Here is a 16,210-nt window from a genome sequence, read left to right on the forward strand (position 1 = left end):
TCAGATGTCTATAAGAGACAGGGGTTGGGGCGGGGCCGAGCGGAACGACATCCGGCCTACCCCATGGCACGGCGATTATGAGCCCCGGCGCGCATGCGCGCATCACCGCCCCACACAAAAGAGCCAGCCCAACGCCCCGCCCGGCCGCCGGAGCCCGGAACCAGCGCCGCGCGGTAGCGTTCTGGAGTCCTCGTTGAGGGAAGGGTGGAGTGAGATAGAGAGCAAGAACGTCATACTTCGAAAGTTCTATCATATAATCATTGTTATCATCAACATAGTAGACTGACAGTTATGTCAATTTTTCTCTTTCCACCTTTGACATACAAGATATGAATCCCCGCGAGAATAGTAATGACATTTACCATTATTTTTACACCCGTCACTTGGATTGGATAGAAAATCGGGATTGGCGATGAGATCGCGGCAAATTCCAGCATGGACGTTTGGTGGAAACTCGTTAATATTGTTCAAAATCCGACCTGATGCTATAAATATATCAGCCTTTTATCAATGTTGTAAAATCCTGACGACAAATCAATAAAATCAAACGGCCGAGCGATGACCGTATCCTGGAACAATTCAGAGCCAGACGCATCAAATGTATTGTCTCCCGTCTTAAGAGAAAACCGAATTGATGACTGAATTTCTCGTGAGCGTAGCCATTCAGCGAAAGCCCTGAAACCGTGGCGAGCCTGTTTCGCCTGCAGACTGATTCGATCGTCCATCAAAAGGCTCGGCAAATACCCATGTGCTGCATGGACCTGAACGTGACCAAACCCATGTTCGACTGCGAGGGCCGCGCCAGCAGTAAACGCGTCGATGATCCGTTCGACATCAGCCTCACAAAGGCTCTGAACCAGAAGCCTAGCTTGGTCTATAATTTCGTGAGGATGGGATGATAAAAATTTTCTCGACCCAATGTATCCCGGCCAAGTAGTAGCGAGCTGGATACCGGGCAGAGAACCTTTCATCCGGATTGCGGCAGCCACCTTACCCCAAATTGGATTACCATCTATAACTGTCGAATAATCATTACTTCCATGCCCCCCGGGCACTACAACATTACCGACAATAGCGCAGCTAAGCCTAGCGGAGCTGCGCGCTCGATAAAATTCGATATAACGCTCATCGGGCAAGCCACCGGTGACAAAACCCGTGTTGACACCGACAAAAAATGTAAGTCTATCGCTCAAGATATTCATAGCGCTCGTCATTATATTTCATCTTTTCCAGAATATCTTCCTCTATATTTCCACCAACAACTGTTGACAACCTGAAGATATAAATTGCAACATCCGCGAGTTCCTCGCGGAGCTGTGGAGTCGCATTGTGGAAGCTGGGGCCGACATATCCAGCGGTAGTAAGCCCGAGGCCAACCTTTTTTAGCAGGTTGGCGAATTCTCCGACTTCCCCCATTAGGCCAACAAGGTCGCGCATAAGCTGATCGTGCCGCTCAACTTCCGTCTGGAATTCGACCGGGAAGCCCCGCCGAACATCGGCCTCTATCTGCCTCCGAACCATAGCTGACAACTCCATCATGTATTCCTTCTAAAGAAGTTTCCAAACAGGACTGCCACCCCGATAATCACGGTCGAAACTATGTTGCCTATGACACCATAGACATTATCCATAAACTTATTATCAATCAAAAACAGAACCGATGAGTTAATCAGAATCGCTACAAAAAGACCACCAATCGTCAATAAATGGGTCTGTTCGATACGGCGAATTACCGTCCGGGTCGCCGCGGGTAGCAACGCAAACGCTTCGTCTTTCTCTGAGCCCACTCTGGGGTCTCCGACGACATCGCCGTGCTCCTTCTGAAGATGCGTCTTGATTGGCCAGATTCCAGCCTGAAAACCATGCTGGCCTTTATATAATTTTGTCGCGGCAGAGGATAGACGAGTAAAGTCAGCTTTTGCAATGGGCTCCCCTTGCGGAATAACAATATACTTGTCACTCGTATTCTCAGTAACAATTCCCAGATTTCCAGAAAATCCAGGGTCAGCATACGTCGCCACCGGACTTAGACCAATACTGAACAATGATCCTTTGCTCACAACTCTTACCAAAATATCCTCTGGGACATCAAATTCTTCAGCTGTTATAAGAACCGTCCGATGACCGGGTTTGATCAAAACTGATTGGTTAGAATTCAACTCAAATCTCTTACCGCTCTCGGTTAAGTCATAATATACTCCACCCATTCGAAGTTGGTAACAGGCACCCTCAATTAGTTTTCTGTCGGCATTTAATATCAAACGTCCCGCGTTTATTTCTGCGTTAATCTCGTTATCGCTCAGCGTCATCTCACCCTCCCCGCCCCCGGCGGGCGCAACCGCCGGGGGCCTTCCTTTACACCTGAGAGCCGCCCGCCTCAGGCGGCCTGATCGTGGTCCACCTTGGCGGCCTCGCTGGCGAAGGTGAGGTGGCCGTCTTCCAGGCCCACCTTCACGGTCGCCCCGTCCAGGATGTCGCCGGCGAGGATCTTCTCGGCCAGCGGGTCCTGCACCAGCTTCTGGATGGTGCGCTTCAGGGGACGCGCGCCATAGGCCGGGTCGTAGCCCTTCTCGGCGAGGAAGGCCCGCGCCTCGGGCGACAGCTCGATGGTGATCTTGCGATCCTCCAGCAGCTTGCGCAGCCGGCCCATCTGGATGTCCACGATGTGGTCCATCTGCTCCCGCTTCAGGCGGTGGAACATGACGATCTCGTCGATGCGGTTGATGAACTCGGGGCGGAAGTGACGCCGCACCGCACCCATCACCATCTCGTAGGCTTCCTCGTCGGACACCACCTGGTCGCCCTCATGGCCCGGCACCTTGAAGCCGATGGGCTGGCGGGGGTCCGCCAGGAACTCGGCGCCGAGGTTGGAGGTCATGACGATGAGCACGTTGCGGAAGTCCACCGTGCGCCCCTGCCCGTCCGTCAGCCGCCCGTCGTCGAGCACCTGCAGCAGGACGTTGAAGACGTCCGGATGGGCCTTCTCCACCTCGTCGAACAGCACCACCTGGTAGGGCCGGCGGCGCACCGCCTCGGTGAGCGCCCCGCCCTCGTCATAGCCCACATAGCCGGGAGGCGCGCCGATGAGCCGGCTCACGGAATGCTTCTCCATGTATTCCGACATGTCGATGCGGACCATGGCGGTCTCGTCGTCGAACAGGTATTCGGCCAGCGCCTTGGTCAGCTCGGTCTTGCCGACGCCGGTGGGGCCGAGGAACAGGAACGAGCCGATGGGCCGGTTCGGGTCCTGGAGCCCGGCGCGGGCCCGGCGCACGGCGGTGGAGACGGCGGCCACCGCCTCCGACTGGCCCACCACGCGCTTGGCCAGTTCCAGCTCCATGCGCAGCAGCTTCTCGCGCTCGCCCGCCAGCATCTTGTCCACCGGCACGCCGGTCCAGCGGGAGACGACGCCGGCGATGTGGTCGGGCGTCACCGCCTCTTCCACCATCTGCCCGGCCGCGCCCGCCTTCTCGACCTCGGCGAGCTTCTTCTCCAGCTCCGGGATGACCGAATAGGTCAGCTCGCCGGCCTTCTGGTATTCGCCCTGGCGCTGCGCGGTGGCCAGATCCGCCCGCGCCTGGTCGAGCTTCGACTTCAGCGTGGTCGCGACGCCCAGCTTCTCCTTCTCCGCCTTCCACTTGGAGGTGAGGACGGACGCCTTCTCCTCAAGGTCGGCCAACTCCTTCTCCGACCGCTTCAGGCGGTCCTTGGAGGCGGTGTCGGTCTCCTTCTTGAGGGCCTCCTGCTCGATCTTGCGCCGCATGATCTCGCGGTCGAGGCTGTCCAGCTCCTCGGGCTTGCTGTCCACCTGCATGCGCAGGCGGGAGGCCGCCTCGTCCATGAGGTCGATGGCCTTGTCGGGCAGGAAGCGGTCGGTGATGTAGCGGTTGGAAAGGACCGCCGCCGACACCAGCGCGCTGTCGGTGATGCGCACGCCGTGGTGCAGCTCGTACTTCTCCTTCAGTCCGCGCAGGATGGAGACGGTATCCTCCACCGTGGGCTCGGCGACGAAGACCGGCTGGAAACGACGGGCCAGCGCCGCGTCCTTCTCCACGTGCTTGCGATACTCGTCGAGGGTGGTGGCGCCGACGCAGTGCAGTTCGCCGCGGGCCAGGGCCGGCTTCAGCAGGTTGGACGCATCCATGGCGCCGTCGGTCTTGCCGGCGCCGACCAGGGTGTGCATCTCGTCGATGAACAGGATGATGCCGCCTTCCGCGCCCTCCACCTCGGAGAGCACGCTCTTCAGGCGCTCCTCGAACTCGCCGCGATATTTCGCGCCGGCGATGAGGGAGCCCATGTCGAGGGCCAGCAGGCTCTTGCCCTTCAGGCTCTCGGGCACGTCGCCGTCCACGATGCGGCGGGCCAGGCCCTCCACGATGGCGGTCTTGCCGACGCCGGGCTCGCCGATGAGCACGGGATTGTTCTTGGTGCGGCGCGCCAGCACCTGGATGGTGCGGCGGATCTCCTCGTCGCGGCCGATGACCGGGTCGAGCTTGCCGTCCCGCACGGCCTGGGTGAGGTCGCGGGCGTATTTCTTCAGGGCGTCATAGGCATTCTCGGCGGTGGCGCTGTCGGCGGTGCGGCCCTTGCGCAGGGCCTCGATGGCCGCGTTCAGGGCCTGCGGCGTGAGGCCGGCCTTCACCAGGATGCGGCCCGCCTCGGTGTCCTTCTCGATGGTCAGGGCCAGCAACATGCGCTCGACGGTGACATAGCCGTCGCCTGCCTTCTTGGCCGCCTGCTCCGCCGTCTCGAACACCTTGGCCAGCTGCTGGCTGAGATAGACCTGGCCGGAGCCGCCCTCCACTTTCGGCAGCTTCTTCAGCGCCGCTTCCACCTCGGCCCGCACCAGCACGGGATTGCCGCCCGCGCGCTGGATGAGGCCCGAGCACAGGCCCTCCGGATCATCCATCAGCACCTTGAGCAGGTGCTCGGGCGTGAACTGCTGGTTGCCCTCCCGAGTGGCCAGCGACTGGGCCGACTGGACGAAGCCGCGCGCGCGCTCGGTATAGATCTCAAAATTCATGTCTCTCCTCCTTCTCGCGCCCGGTACCTTCTCAGGAAGCATAGGGGGCACGGTGGGACACGGCCCCGGCATCCCCGGCGACCGTCCTGCAAGTGGAACACACCCGCTCCGGGGATCATGTGGGTGTGGCCCCGCGGCAACGGAAGGGGGTGGACGCTGATTTCGCGCAGAACCTGCGCACACACGGCCCGCCCCCCTTTCCTCGCGCCGGACAGCATGGACCGGTCCCCACCCGCCGCATTGATCCAGGCGAAATCCCGTGGCCTTGACCGTCGATGCCCGGCATGGGAGGGGCGGCCCTGAACCGGAGAGATCGCCATGCCCGCGCCTGTGTCCACTGCGCCTGTGCCCCCCGTTCCTGCCGCGCCAGCCTCCACGGCCTCCGCCCCTTCACCTGCCCTGCCCACCGCGACGCTCAGGGCGCTCTACCGCCATCCGGTGAAAGGCCTGTCGCCGGAAGCCGTGGAGGCGGTGACGCTGGAGGCCGGCGCCTTCTTCCCCGGCGACCGGCTCTATGCGGTGGAGAACGGTCCCAGCGGCTTCGATGCCGACGCGCCGGCCCATCGGCCCAAGACCGCCTACCTCATGCTGATGCGCAACGCCCGCCTCGCCGGCCTCGCCTCCCGCTACGAGCCGGCCACGGCAACGCTCACGCTCTCCCTCGACGGCCACGAGGCGGTCAGCGCCGATCTTTCCACGGCGGACGGACGGGCCGAGGTGGAAGCCTTCCTCACCTTCTACATGGGCGAAGAGGCGCGCGGCCCCCTCAGGCTGCTCACCGCGCCGGAGGGCTTCCGCTTCATGGATTCCCGGCGCTCGGGCTTCCTGTCCCTGCTCAACCTCGACAGCGTGCGCGACCTGGAAGCCCGCATGGGCGCGGCGCTCGACCCCCGGCGCTTCCGCATGAACCTGCATCTGGAGGGCTGGCCCGCCGGCACCGAGCTGGCGCTGGAGGGGCAGCGCCTGACGGTGGGCGCGGCCGAGATCGCCGTGCTCAAGCGCACCGAGCGCTGTGCCGCCGTGAACGTGAACCCGCAGACCGCCGCGCGCGACCTCAATGTGGTGAAGGGACTGATGGCGGCCTACGGCCACACCGATTGCGGCATCTATGCCAAGGTGGTGCGCTCCGGGCGGGTGGCGGTGGGCGACACCGTGGCCCTCGCCTGACCGGCCCTCGCTTCAAAGACCCGTTCCGGGAGAGGAAAACGCCATGTCGCCTTCGCCAACTTCGCTTTCGCCCATCTCGTTTTCGCCCATCCCATTCCTGCCCGCCCGCCTGTCGTCCGCGCTCGTCCTCGCCCCTGCGGTGCTGGCCGCGACCTTCCTCGCGCTTGCCCCGGCCGGGGCGGCGAGCTTCGACTGCGCCGGCGCCCGCGCGGCGGACGAGAAGGCGGTCTGCGACAGCTGCGACCTCGCCCAGCTCGACGTGAAGATGTCCACCCTCTACGGCGTCGTCACCCGGCTCGTCGCCATGGGCCAGCGCGGCATGATCCAGGACGCGCAGCGGGCCTGGCTGGCGCAGCGCTCCACCTGCGGCGGCGATACCGGTTGCCTCGCCACCGCCTACAGGAACCGGATCGGGCAGCTGGAAGCAGCCCTGGGCGAGATCTATTCCCGCGGTCCCTTCTGAGGCATGCTGCGGCGACCCGAGCGGGTCCGGCGGCCCGCCCATGAAAGCGTGTCGCGTTCCATGCCCCTTGCTGCCCCACCTCCCTTTCCCGGCGCGTCCGCCACGTCCTTCGACGCGGTGGACACCTGGGTGTTCGACCTCGACAACACCCTCTACCCCGCCCACCACGACCTGTGGTTCCAGATCGATGCCCGCATGAAGGGCTATATCTCGGATCTGCTGGGCATCCCGCCCGACGACGCCTTCCGCATCCAGAAGGACTATTACCGCCGCTACGGTACCTCCCTGCGCGGCCTGATGATCGAGCACGGGGTGGAGCCGGACGCCTTCCTCGCCCACGTGCACGACGTGGACCTGTCGGGGCTCGATGCGTCCCCGCGCCTCGCCGCCGCCATCGAGGCGCTGCCGGGGGCGAAGATCGTCTACACCAACGGCTCGGAACGCCACGCCCGCAACGTGCTGGAAAAGCTGGGCATGGACGCGCATTTCGCCGCCGTGCACGACATCGTGGCCGCCGAGTTCCACCCCAAGCCCACCGAGGAAGCCTATCTGCGCTTCCTGAGGGCGCACGGCGTGGACCCGGCCCGCTCGGCCATGTTCGAGGACCTCGCCCGCAATCTCGAAGTACCGCACCGGCTCGGCATGGTCACCGTCCTGGTGGTGCCGCCGGGCGAGACCATCGCCGCCCGCGAGACCTGGGAGTTCGAGGGCCGCGAGGACGCCTATGTGAACCACGTCACCGAGGACCTCGCCGGCTTCCTCGAAACCGTGGTGCGGGAGGCCCCGCCTCCGGAGAGCGAGCAGGCGTGAGGCCAACCGGCCCGCGACCGGAGGACCGCCCCGCTCCCCGGACCAGCGACAGTGCAGCTGGAGCGCCGAGCCGGGGTCCAGCGCAAAACGGCTGCGCAGCAGGCCAAGCCGAGCGCCCGCCCCACAAGGCGCCTTCGGCACTTATCACGCTGGGTCCCGGCTCTCCTTCCACTGTGCGCTACGCTGCGTTTCAGTCGGCCGGGACACGGCACCTTGACGGCAGAGGGGGACGCCATGACCACCATCCGCATCCTCGATCCCGCCGAGGTGGAAACCGCCGTGGACTGGGCGGCGCGGGAGGGCTGGAACCCCGGCCTTGCCGATGCGAGCGCCTTCCTCGCCCAAGACAAGACCGCCTTCCGCGGCCTGTTCCGCGACGGCGCGCTGGCGGCGGTCATCTCGGCCACGGCCTATGCGGGCGGCTTCGCCTTCGTCGGCTTCTACATCTGCCGGCCGGACCTGCGGGGACAGGGGCTGGGCTTTGCCCTGTGGCAGGACACCTTCGCGGGCCTTATACCCACGGCCCCGGTCTTCGACCGGTACCGAGAGGGTATCGCTCAGACGCCGCGCGGGCTTGTATCGACGGGCACGGTCGGCCTCGACGGCGTGCTGGCGCAGCAGGATAATTATGCCCGCTCCGGCTTCGTCCTCGCCCATCGCAACATCCGCTATGGCGGGACGGCGCCGGCCGGCGCGAGCGATCCCCGCGTGGTGGATATCGCCCCTGCCCATCTCGACGGCGTGGCGGCGCTGGACGCGGCCTGCTTCGGCTTTGCCCGCCCCGATTTCCTGAATGCCTGGCTCGCCCCGCCCTTCGGCCGCGCCTGCGCCTTCGTCGCGGAGGGCGCGGTGAAGGGCTACGGCGTCATCCGCCGCTGCCGCGAGGGCCACAAGATCGGCCCCCTGTTCGCCGACGACGCGGCGGCGGCCGCGGCGCTCTTCGGCACGCTGGTGGCCACCGCGCAGGGCGGGCCGGTGTTCCTCGACGTGCCCGAGCCGAATGCCGCCGCCCGCGCCCTCGCCGCAGGGGCGGGGCTCGCCCCGGTGTTCGAGACCGCGCGCATGTATCGCGGGCCGGCCCCGGAGCTGCCGCTCGGGCGGATTTTCGGCATCACCACCTTCGAATTGGGCTGATCCGCCTTGAGAGTGCCGCGACACCCCGTTAGCTGCAACGCAGCAACGGCGGAGGGACGCGTGGCTTACGGTCTGATCGGGGGAGCGGGTGTGGGATTTGCGCTGGGCGGGCCGCTCGGCGCCTTGCTCGGGGCGCTGGCGGGGCACGCCCTCGACCGGCTGCTGCTCGCGCCCGCGGCAAAGCCGGCCGCCTTCTCGGTGGCGCTCATCGCCCTGTCGGCCAAGATGGCCAAGGCCGACGGGGTGGTGGTGCCGGCGGAGGTGGAGGCCTTCCGCGAGGTGTTCGACATCCCGCCCGAGGACCTCGACGCGGTGGCCCGCCTGTTCAACCTCGCCAAGCAGGACACCGCCGGCTTCGAGGCCTACGCCCGGCAGGTGGCGCAGCTGTTCGCCGACGATCCGGACACCCGCGAGGACCTGCTCGACGCCTTGTTCCACGTGGCCAAGGCCGACCATGCCCTGCACGAGAAGGAACTGGTGTTCCTGGAGGAGGTCGCCCGCATCCTCGGCTTCACCGGTGCCGCCTATGCCCGCATCGAGGCCCGCCACGTGCGCCGGCCGGGCGATCCCTATGCCGTGCTCGACCTCGACCCCGACGCCTCCGACGAGGAGGTGAAGGCGCGCTGGCGGGCGCTGGTGGCGAGCCACCACCCCGACAAGATCGCCGGGCGCGGCCTGCCGCCCGCCGCCATCAAGCTCGCCAACGACCGGGTGGCTGCGCTCAATGCGGCCTATTCCCTCATCACCCGGCAGCGGAGGCTGGCATGACCACGCCCGAGACCGGCACGCCGCCGCTTCTTTCCGCCCCCGACAGCCGGTGCGTGGACAGCCTGGTTCCCTCGCCCAATTTCGGGCCGCGCCGGGCGAAGGTGGACATGCTGCTGCTGCACTATACCGGCATGGCGAGCGCGGATGCCGCCATCGAGCTGCTGCGCACCCCCACCTCCGAGGTGTCCTGCCACTATGTGGTGCGCGAGGACGGCCGCGTGGTGCAGATGGTGGCGGAGGCGGCGCGGGCCTGGCACGCGGGCCGCTCCTCCTGGGAGGGCGTCAGCGACACCAATTCCCGCTCCATCGGCATCGAGATCGTCAATGGCGGGCATGATTTCGGCCTGCCGGACTTTCCCGCCGTGCAGATCGCGGCGGTGATCGCCCTTTGCGCCGACATCCTCGCCCGCCACGCCATCCGCGCCGACCGGGTGCTGGCCCATTCGGACGTGGCCCCCGCCCGCAAGCGCGATCCGGGGGAGAACTTCCCGTGGGGCGCCTTGCACGCCGCCGGCATCGGCCATCTGGTGCCGCCCTCGCGGGCCGAGGGCGGCCGCTTCTTCATGCTGGGAGATGCGGGGGAGCCGGTGGCGGCGCTGAAGGCCATGCTCGCGCTCTACGGCTACGGCATCGAGCTGACCGACGCCTACGATACCGAAACCGCGGACGTGGTGGCCGCCTTCCAGCGCCATTTCCGCCCCGCCAAGGTGGACGGGGTGGCGGACGCCGCCACCATCCTCACCCTGCGCGACCTGATCGCGACGCGGCCGGGGGATGCACCGCAAGTGGCCTGATCCGCGCCTGAGCGTCAGGCGATGCCGGTCAGCAGCAGGTCGTGGATGTGCAGCACGCCCACGGGGGCCTTGCCATCCACCACCAGCAGCGCGGTGATCTTGCGGCTGTTGAGGATGTTGAGGGCTTCGGAGGCAAGCTGGTCCGGCCGCACCGTCTTGGGCGCGGGGGTCATGATCTCCTCCACCGCGCGGGCCGGCAGGTCGTTGGCCATGTGGCGGCGCAGGTCGCCGTCGGTGACGATGCCCGTCAGCGCGCCGTCCGGCCCCACCACGCCCACGCAGCCGAGGCCCTTGGCACTCATCTCCACCAGCGCGGCGCCCATGAGGGTTCCGGCCGCCACCACCGGCACCGCATCGCCCTGGCGCATCACGTCGCGCACGAACTTCAGGCTCGCGCCCAGCTTGCCGCCGGGATGGAACTGGCGGAAATCGAGGGCGGTAAAGCCGCGGCTCTGCAGCAATGCCACCGCCAGCGCGTCGCCCAGCGCCAGCTGCATGAGGGTGGAGGTGGTGGGGGCGAGCCCGTGGGGGCAGGCCTCCTGCGCCAGCGGCAGGCTCAGCACCACGCTGGCGCTGGAAGCGAGCGCGCTCTCGGTATTGGAGGTAAAAGCGATGAGCGGCACGTCGAAACGGCGCGAATAGTCCACGATATCGTGCAATTCCACCGTCTCACCGGACCAGGACAGGGCCACGATCACGTCGTCGGTGGTGATCATGCCGAGGTCGCCGTGGCTGGCCTCGGCCGGGTGGACATAATGGGCCGGCGTGCCGGTGGAGGCGAGCGTCGCGGCGATCTTGCGCGCCACGTGCCCGCTCTTGCCCATGCCGGTGACGATGACCCGGCCGTGGGAATTCTGGATGGTGGCCACGGCCACGTCGAAGGCCGCGCCCAGCGGGCCGGCCATGGCTTCGGCCAGGGCCGCGAGGCCCGCCTTTTCCGCATCGAGGGTTGCGAGCGCAGAAACAACCGAGGCCGGATGCACATGCGACCCGTCGTCGGCCGGGACTTTATTTGCCGGAGAACGCATCATCGCGACTGGATAGCACCGATCGCCGCCAAAGGGGAGAGACGGCCCGCCCCCCGATTCCGATCGGCGCGGATTTGCTCTAGGCTGGCGCCGTTCGATCCAACCATTCGATCCAGCGAAAGCGCGCCGGCCGCATGTGGTCCCGCCTCTATTGGCTCGCCGTGGGCGGCCCCCTCGCCGCCGGCCTCCTGGTCATGGGCGCCGATCCCGGCCCGCTGGCGGACGCGCGCAATGGGCTGTTCGACCTCTACCAGCGCGCCGCCCCCCGCGCCTACGATCCCGACCTGCCGGTGCGCGTGGTGGACGTGGACGAAGCCTCCCTCGCCCGCATCGGCCAGTGGCCATGGCCCCGCGCCACCGTGGCCCGGCTGGTAGAGAAGCTGGCCGCATCGGGCGCCGGGGCCATCGCCTTCGACATGGTGTTCTCCGAGCCGGACCGGCTCGATCCCGCCGCCGTGGTGGGCCTGTTGCCCGAGGACGTGCGCGCGCCGGTCCAGACCGCGCTGGCCGGGCGCGAGAGCAACGACCAGATCCTCGCCCGCGCCCTCGGCGAAAGCCCGTCGGTGCTGGGGGCGGTGCTCACCGGTGCGCCCACCGGCGCGAGCTATCCCGTGAAATGGGGCATGGCCGCCGCCGGTGATGATCCCCTTGCCTTCGTGCCGCGCTTTGCCGGAGCGGTGGCGCCCCTGCCCGGCCTTGCGGCGGCGGCCAAGGGCATCGGCGCGCTGAACTGGCTGCCCGACCGCGACCAGGTGGTGCGCCGCGTGCCGCTGCTGCTCGCCCTCGACGGCAGGCTGATGCCCGGCCTCGCCGCCGAGGCGCTGCGGGTGGCGCAGGGCGCGACCACCTATGTGGTGCGCGCCTCCAACGCCAGCGGCGATGAGGGCTTCGGCACCAAGTCCGGCATCACCACGGTGAAGATCGGCGCCCTCGACGTGCCCACCGATGCCCAGGGGGAGGTGCGGGTGCGCTTCTCCCCCACCGACCCGCGCCGCTTCCTCTCCGCCGCCGCCGTGCTCGACGGCACGGTTCCACGAGAGGAACTGGAAGGGCGCATCGTGCTGGTGGGCACCAGCGCCGCCGGCCTCATGGACACAAGGGCGACCCCCATCGACGCGGCGGTGGCGGGCGTGGAGATCCAGGCCCAGCTCATCGAGCACATGGTGAGCGGCGCCAATCTGGTGCGGCCGGACTGGGCGCGCGGGGCGGAAATGGTGCTGACCGCCGCCCTTGGCCTGCTGCTGGCGCTGGTGCTGCCCCGCGTCTCCCCGGCGGTGGCGGGCATGGCCGGGGCGCTGGTGGTCGTCGCGCTGGCGGCCGGGGCGTGGTTCGCCTTCACCCGGCTCGACCTGCTGCTCGATCCCATGGGGCCGGGCTGGGCGGTGCTCGGCGTCTATCTCATGGGGGTGCTGGCGCTCTATCGCGAGGAGCAGCAACAGAAGAAGTGGGTGCGCTCGGTGTTCGGCCGCTTCGTCTCGCCGCAGGTGGTGGAGAAGCTGGCGGAAAATCCCGAGCGCCTGGTGCTCGGCGGCGAGACGCGGGACATCACCATCCTGTTCTGCGACCTGCGCGACTTCACCTCCCTGTCGGAGACCATGGACGCGCAGGCGCTCACCCGCTTCATGAATGCCTATCTCACCCCCATGACCGAGGTGGTGCTGGCCCATGGCGGCACCATCGACAAATATATCGGCGACGCCATCATGGCGTTCTGGAACGCGCCCATGGACGATCCGGCCCACGCCCGCAACGCGGCCCTGTGCGCGCTGGCCATGTCGGCGCGGCTCGATGCCCTGAACGTGGAGTGGCGCCGGCAGGCGGAGGCGGAAGGCCGCCCGTTCTCGCCGGTGCGCTGCGGCATCGGGCTCGCCACCGGGCCGTGCTGCGTGGGCAATCTGGGCTCGGACCAGCGGCTCGAATATTCCTGCCTCGGCGACGATGTGAACCTCGCCTCGCGCATCGAGGGGGCGACCAAATCCATGCGCGTGGACATCCTCGTCTCCGAGGCCACGCGCGGGGCGGTGGCCGACCTGCCCTTCCTTGAGGCCGATCTTCTGATGCTGAAGGGCAAGTCGCGGGCGAGCCAGCTCTATCTGCTGGCGGGGGATGCCGCCTTCGCCGGCTCCGGCGCCTTCGACACGCTGGCGCGGCGGCACGCAGCACTCATGTCCGCCTATGGCGCGGGCCATTTTGCGCTGGCGCACGCCGCCGCCGAGGCGCTCGCGAGCGATGGCCCCGAGCGGCTCTCCCGCTTCTACGCCCTGTATGCCGAGAGGTGCCGTGATGCCTCCATTGTCCCAGCCCCTGCGCCAAGCCCCGGATAGAGCCGGCCGGGGCCACGCTTCGCACTTGCAAACCGGCCGCGGCGTCAGCAAAACGTCTTCATGAGCGGCGTGCCTTCCACCCCTCCCAAAAGCGAAACGCAACACCCGGCACGGCACGGCGCGGCATCCGAAGGCGCACTGCCCCGCGACGTGCTCGGTTACCTGTGGCGGGTGGCGCCGGCGAGCCACATCAAGCTGTTCGCCCTCGTCCTGCTGCTGCTGCCCTTCAACTATGCCTCGCTGGAGCTGCCGCGCCTCATCGTCAACGGCGTGACGGATGCCATCGGCGGCACGGTTCCGCGCCTGCTTGAACTCGACATCGGCCTGCCCAACGCGCTGGGCGGCTTCGTGCTGTTCCGCTCTCCGGGCTTCGAGGTGAGCGCCTTCGGGCTGCTCGCCGGGCTCGCGGCGGTGCTGTTCGCGCTCCAGCTGATCCAGCAGCACATCACCCGCCTCATCGAGATGGCGAAGGCGCGGCTCGGCGAGCGCATCATCGTCGGCCTCAGGCGCCAGCTGTTCGACGTGATCCAGCGGCTGCGGCCCGAAGCGCCCATGAAAAGCAAGGCGCTGGAAGTGGGCAACATGATGCGGTTCGAGGTGGGGCCCATCTCCCCCTTCGCCGGCATGGCCTTCGCCCAGCCCTTGAAGTCCGCCGGCCTGATCGGCTCGGCGACGCTGCTCATCTTCACCCAGAACGCCGTGCTCGGCGGCTTCGCCATCGGCATCCTGGCGCTCAACTATGTGCTGCTGGGCATCCAGCGGGCGGACAATGCGAAGAAGCTGCAGGTCTACCAGCGCGAGGCGGTGGCCCTCGGCAAGCGGGTGATGGCGGGCATCGATCGGCTGCCCCTCGTCCACGGCTTCGCCACCAGCCCGTTCGAGCGCGGCGCGGTGGACGACCGCCTCGGCGTCGTCTCCGAGGCCAGCCTCGACCTCAAGCGGCAGAATTTCACCGACCGCGTCCTCAACCTGCTGATGTCGGACGTGCCCACCCTGGTCTTCTACTCCGTGGGCGGCTGGCTGGCCCTGTCGGGCGCCATCAATATCGGCCAGCTGGTGGCGGTGGTGGCGGCCTACGGCCAGATCCCCGAGCCCCTGAAGGAGCTGATCGACTGGGACGAGAAGCGCCTGATCGCCCAGGTGCGCTACGATTTCGCCCGCTATTACCTTGAAACCCACGAGGTCTGGCCCAAGGGCTCGCAGGACCTGCCGCCCGGCCCGGAACCCGCGTTCGACGGCAGCATCAAGGTTGCGGACCTCGGCGTGGTGGACCCGGCCGGCAGCCTGCTGCTGGAAGGGGTGAGCCTCGAGGTCGCCGCCGGCACCGCCGTGGCGCTGAAGGGACCCGATGCCGGCGGCAAGCACGCGGTCGCGCGGGTGTGCGGCCGCGCCATCTCGCTCTACAGCGGCACCGTGCGCATGGGCGGGCATGATCTTGCCAGCGTCCCGGAGGCTGTGGTCGGGCGGCACGTGGCCTATGCGGGCGGCGATCCCATCGTCATCACCGGCACGCTGCGGACCAACCTCCTGTTCGCGCTGGAGCGCCGGCCGGGCCGCACCCTCAACGAGGCCGTGGACCTCGACGCCCTCGGCCTTGCGGACAAAGCCATGGATCCCGCGGCCTTGGACCGCAAGGCGCTTGCCGCCCTCGCCGGGGCGGGGCTCGGGGATCTGGTGGTGCGGCTCGGCCTGGAGCGCCGGCTCGATCCGGACCAGGCCCCGGCGCTGGCGGAGCGGATCGTCTCCCTGCGGGCGGCGGTCACCGATGCCATCGCCCAGCGGCAGGACCGGACCGGGCGGGTGCTCATCGAGCCGTTCCGCTTCGCCGCCTTCAACCGCTGGATGACGCTGGCCGAAAACATCCTGTTCGCGACCCCGGTGAACGACACCCGGGGCGCCGCCTCCCTCCTGGCCGATCCGGGCCTGCTGAAGCTGCTGGAGAAAGCCGGGCTTGCCGACGACCTGACCGCGCTGGGCCGCTCCGCCCTGCGCATCCTGTCCGAACTGGCCGGTGGACCCGAGGACCTGGCCGGCATCGACACCAAGGGCCTGCTGCGGACCGAAGAGATGGGCGCGGCGCAGGCGCTCGCCACCCGCATCGACGACGACCCCTCTGCGGACGAGCGGGGGTTGCTGCTGCGCATCGCCGGCCGGTATTGCGAGCCGCGCCACCGCTTCGGCCTCGTCGACGACGACTGGCAGGACCGGGCGCTGGCCGGACGCGCCCAGCTCGCGCACCTGAAGGAGGTGTCGGGCATTCCCCTCGCCCGCTACCAGCCCGATTCCTATTGCCGGGCGCTGACGGTGCGCGACAACCTGCTGTTCGGCCGCATTGCCGCCGACCGCGCCGGCGCGGCCGCGATGGTGGACGAGATCGTCCGCGAATGCCTCGCGCTCGATGCCCTCATCGGCCAGGTGGAGCGCCTCAGCCTCGACGTGGCGGTGGGGGAAGGCGGCCTGCCCCTGTCGGCGGCCGAGCGCGGCAAGCTCACGCTGGCGCGCTGCCTCCTCGCCGACCCGGCCATCCTCGTCATCGACGATGCGCTGGTGCCCCTGTCCCCGGCCGAGCAGAGCCATCTCATCGGCTCCGTGCTCGCGGGGCGGACGGGACGCACCACCCTCGTGGTGCTGGACGCGGGGGAGCCGCTCGACCTGTTTGCGCAGGTGATCGTCCTCGCCCACGGACAGGTGGAGCGCTG

13 protein-coding genes are annotated in these 16,210 nt (G+C 67.4%); 8 read left to right on the forward strand and 5 right to left on the reverse strand.

Annotated features, from left to right (window positions below):
• Nucleotides 1–485: 485 nt before the first annotated feature.
• The 4 genes from K9U41_RS16515 to clpB form a co-directional block, all read right to left on the reverse strand.
• Nucleotides 486–1,202, reverse strand: a complete 717-nt coding sequence (locus K9U41_RS16515; RefSeq protein WP_282641960.1) for a hypothetical protein — start codon at nucleotides 1,200–1,202, stop codon at nucleotides 486–488.
• Nucleotides 1,183–1,539 carry a hypothetical protein gene (locus K9U41_RS16520; RefSeq protein ID WP_282641961.1) on the reverse strand — a complete coding sequence of 119 codons (357 nt, stop codon included), beginning with the start codon at nucleotides 1,537–1,539 and terminating at the stop codon, nucleotides 1,183–1,185. The genes K9U41_RS16515 and K9U41_RS16520 overlap by 20 nt, the downstream gene beginning before the upstream one ends.
• Nucleotides 1,536–2,309: a dCTP deaminase domain-containing protein gene (locus K9U41_RS16525; RefSeq protein WP_282641963.1), complete on the reverse strand. Its 774-nt coding sequence runs from the start codon at nucleotides 2,307–2,309 to the stop codon at nucleotides 1,536–1,538. The genes K9U41_RS16520 and K9U41_RS16525 overlap by 4 nt, the downstream gene beginning before the upstream one ends.
• Before the next feature lie 68 nt (nucleotides 2,310–2,377).
• Nucleotides 2,378–5,023, reverse strand: a complete 2,646-nt coding sequence (gene clpB / locus K9U41_RS16530) for an ATP-dependent chaperone ClpB (protein ID WP_282641965.1) — start codon at nucleotides 5,021–5,023, stop codon at nucleotides 2,378–2,380.
• 318 nt (nucleotides 5,024–5,341) lie between these two features.
• Here clpB and K9U41_RS16535 point away from each other — a divergent pair, with 318 nt between their 5' ends.
• The 6 genes from K9U41_RS16535 to K9U41_RS16560 all read left to right on the forward strand — a co-directional run bounded on the left by K9U41_RS16535 (nucleotide 5,342) and on the right by K9U41_RS16560 (nucleotide 10,159).
• Complete coding sequence (locus K9U41_RS16535; protein ID WP_282641966.1) at nucleotides 5,342–6,190, forward strand: MOSC domain-containing protein; 849 nt, start codon at nucleotides 5,342–5,344, stop codon at nucleotides 6,188–6,190.
• 43 nt (nucleotides 6,191–6,233) lie between these two features.
• Nucleotides 6,234–6,653 (forward strand): lysozyme inhibitor LprI family protein, encoded by a 420-nt coding sequence (locus K9U41_RS16540; RefSeq protein ID WP_282641968.1) that lies wholly within the window; start codon nucleotides 6,234–6,236, stop codon nucleotides 6,651–6,653.
• Nucleotides 6,654–6,713: 60 nt separating this feature from the next.
• Nucleotides 6,714–7,463: a pyrimidine 5'-nucleotidase gene (locus K9U41_RS16545; RefSeq protein WP_282641970.1), complete on the forward strand. Its 750-nt coding sequence runs from the start codon at nucleotides 6,714–6,716 to the stop codon at nucleotides 7,461–7,463.
• A 234-nt stretch (nucleotides 7,464–7,697) separates the two neighbouring features.
• Nucleotides 7,698–8,597, forward strand: coding sequence for a GNAT family N-acetyltransferase (locus K9U41_RS16550; RefSeq protein ID WP_282641972.1), 900 nt, complete (start codon nucleotides 7,698–7,700; stop codon nucleotides 8,595–8,597).
• 60 nt (nucleotides 8,598–8,657) lie between these two features.
• Nucleotides 8,658–9,365, forward strand: a complete 708-nt coding sequence (locus tag K9U41_RS16555) for a molecular chaperone DjiA (protein ID WP_282641973.1) — start codon at nucleotides 8,658–8,660, stop codon at nucleotides 9,363–9,365.
• A complete protein-coding gene (locus K9U41_RS16560) occupies nucleotides 9,362–10,159 on the forward strand; it encodes an N-acetylmuramoyl-L-alanine amidase (RefSeq protein ID WP_282641974.1) in 798 nt (265 codons plus the stop codon). The genes K9U41_RS16555 and K9U41_RS16560 overlap by 4 nt, the downstream gene beginning before the upstream one ends.
• 14 nt (nucleotides 10,160–10,173) lie before the next feature.
• Here the strand turns inward: K9U41_RS16560 and K9U41_RS16565 are convergent, their stop codons facing one another.
• Nucleotides 10,174–11,187: a KpsF/GutQ family sugar-phosphate isomerase gene (locus K9U41_RS16565; RefSeq protein ID WP_432715815.1), complete on the reverse strand. Its 1,014-nt coding sequence runs from the start codon at nucleotides 11,185–11,187 to the stop codon at nucleotides 10,174–10,176.
• Nucleotides 11,188–11,321: 134 nt separating this feature from the next.
• On the opposite strand from K9U41_RS16565, the gene K9U41_RS16570 reads away from it, so the two are divergent.
• On the forward strand, nucleotides 11,322–13,511 hold the full coding sequence (locus tag K9U41_RS16570) for a CHASE2 domain-containing protein (protein ID WP_282641976.1): 2,190 nt from the start codon (nucleotides 11,322–11,324) through the stop codon (nucleotides 13,509–13,511).
• A 60-nt stretch (nucleotides 13,512–13,571) separates the two neighbouring features.
• Nucleotides 13,572–16,210, forward strand: a 2,639-nt coding sequence (locus K9U41_RS16575) for a hypothetical protein (protein ID WP_282641977.1), incomplete at its 3' end; no start/stop codon positions are given.

Source organism: Xanthobacter autotrophicus (assembly GCF_029991245.1).
GTDB lineage: Bacteria > Pseudomonadota > Alphaproteobacteria > Rhizobiales > Xanthobacteraceae > Xanthobacter > Xanthobacter autotrophicus_C.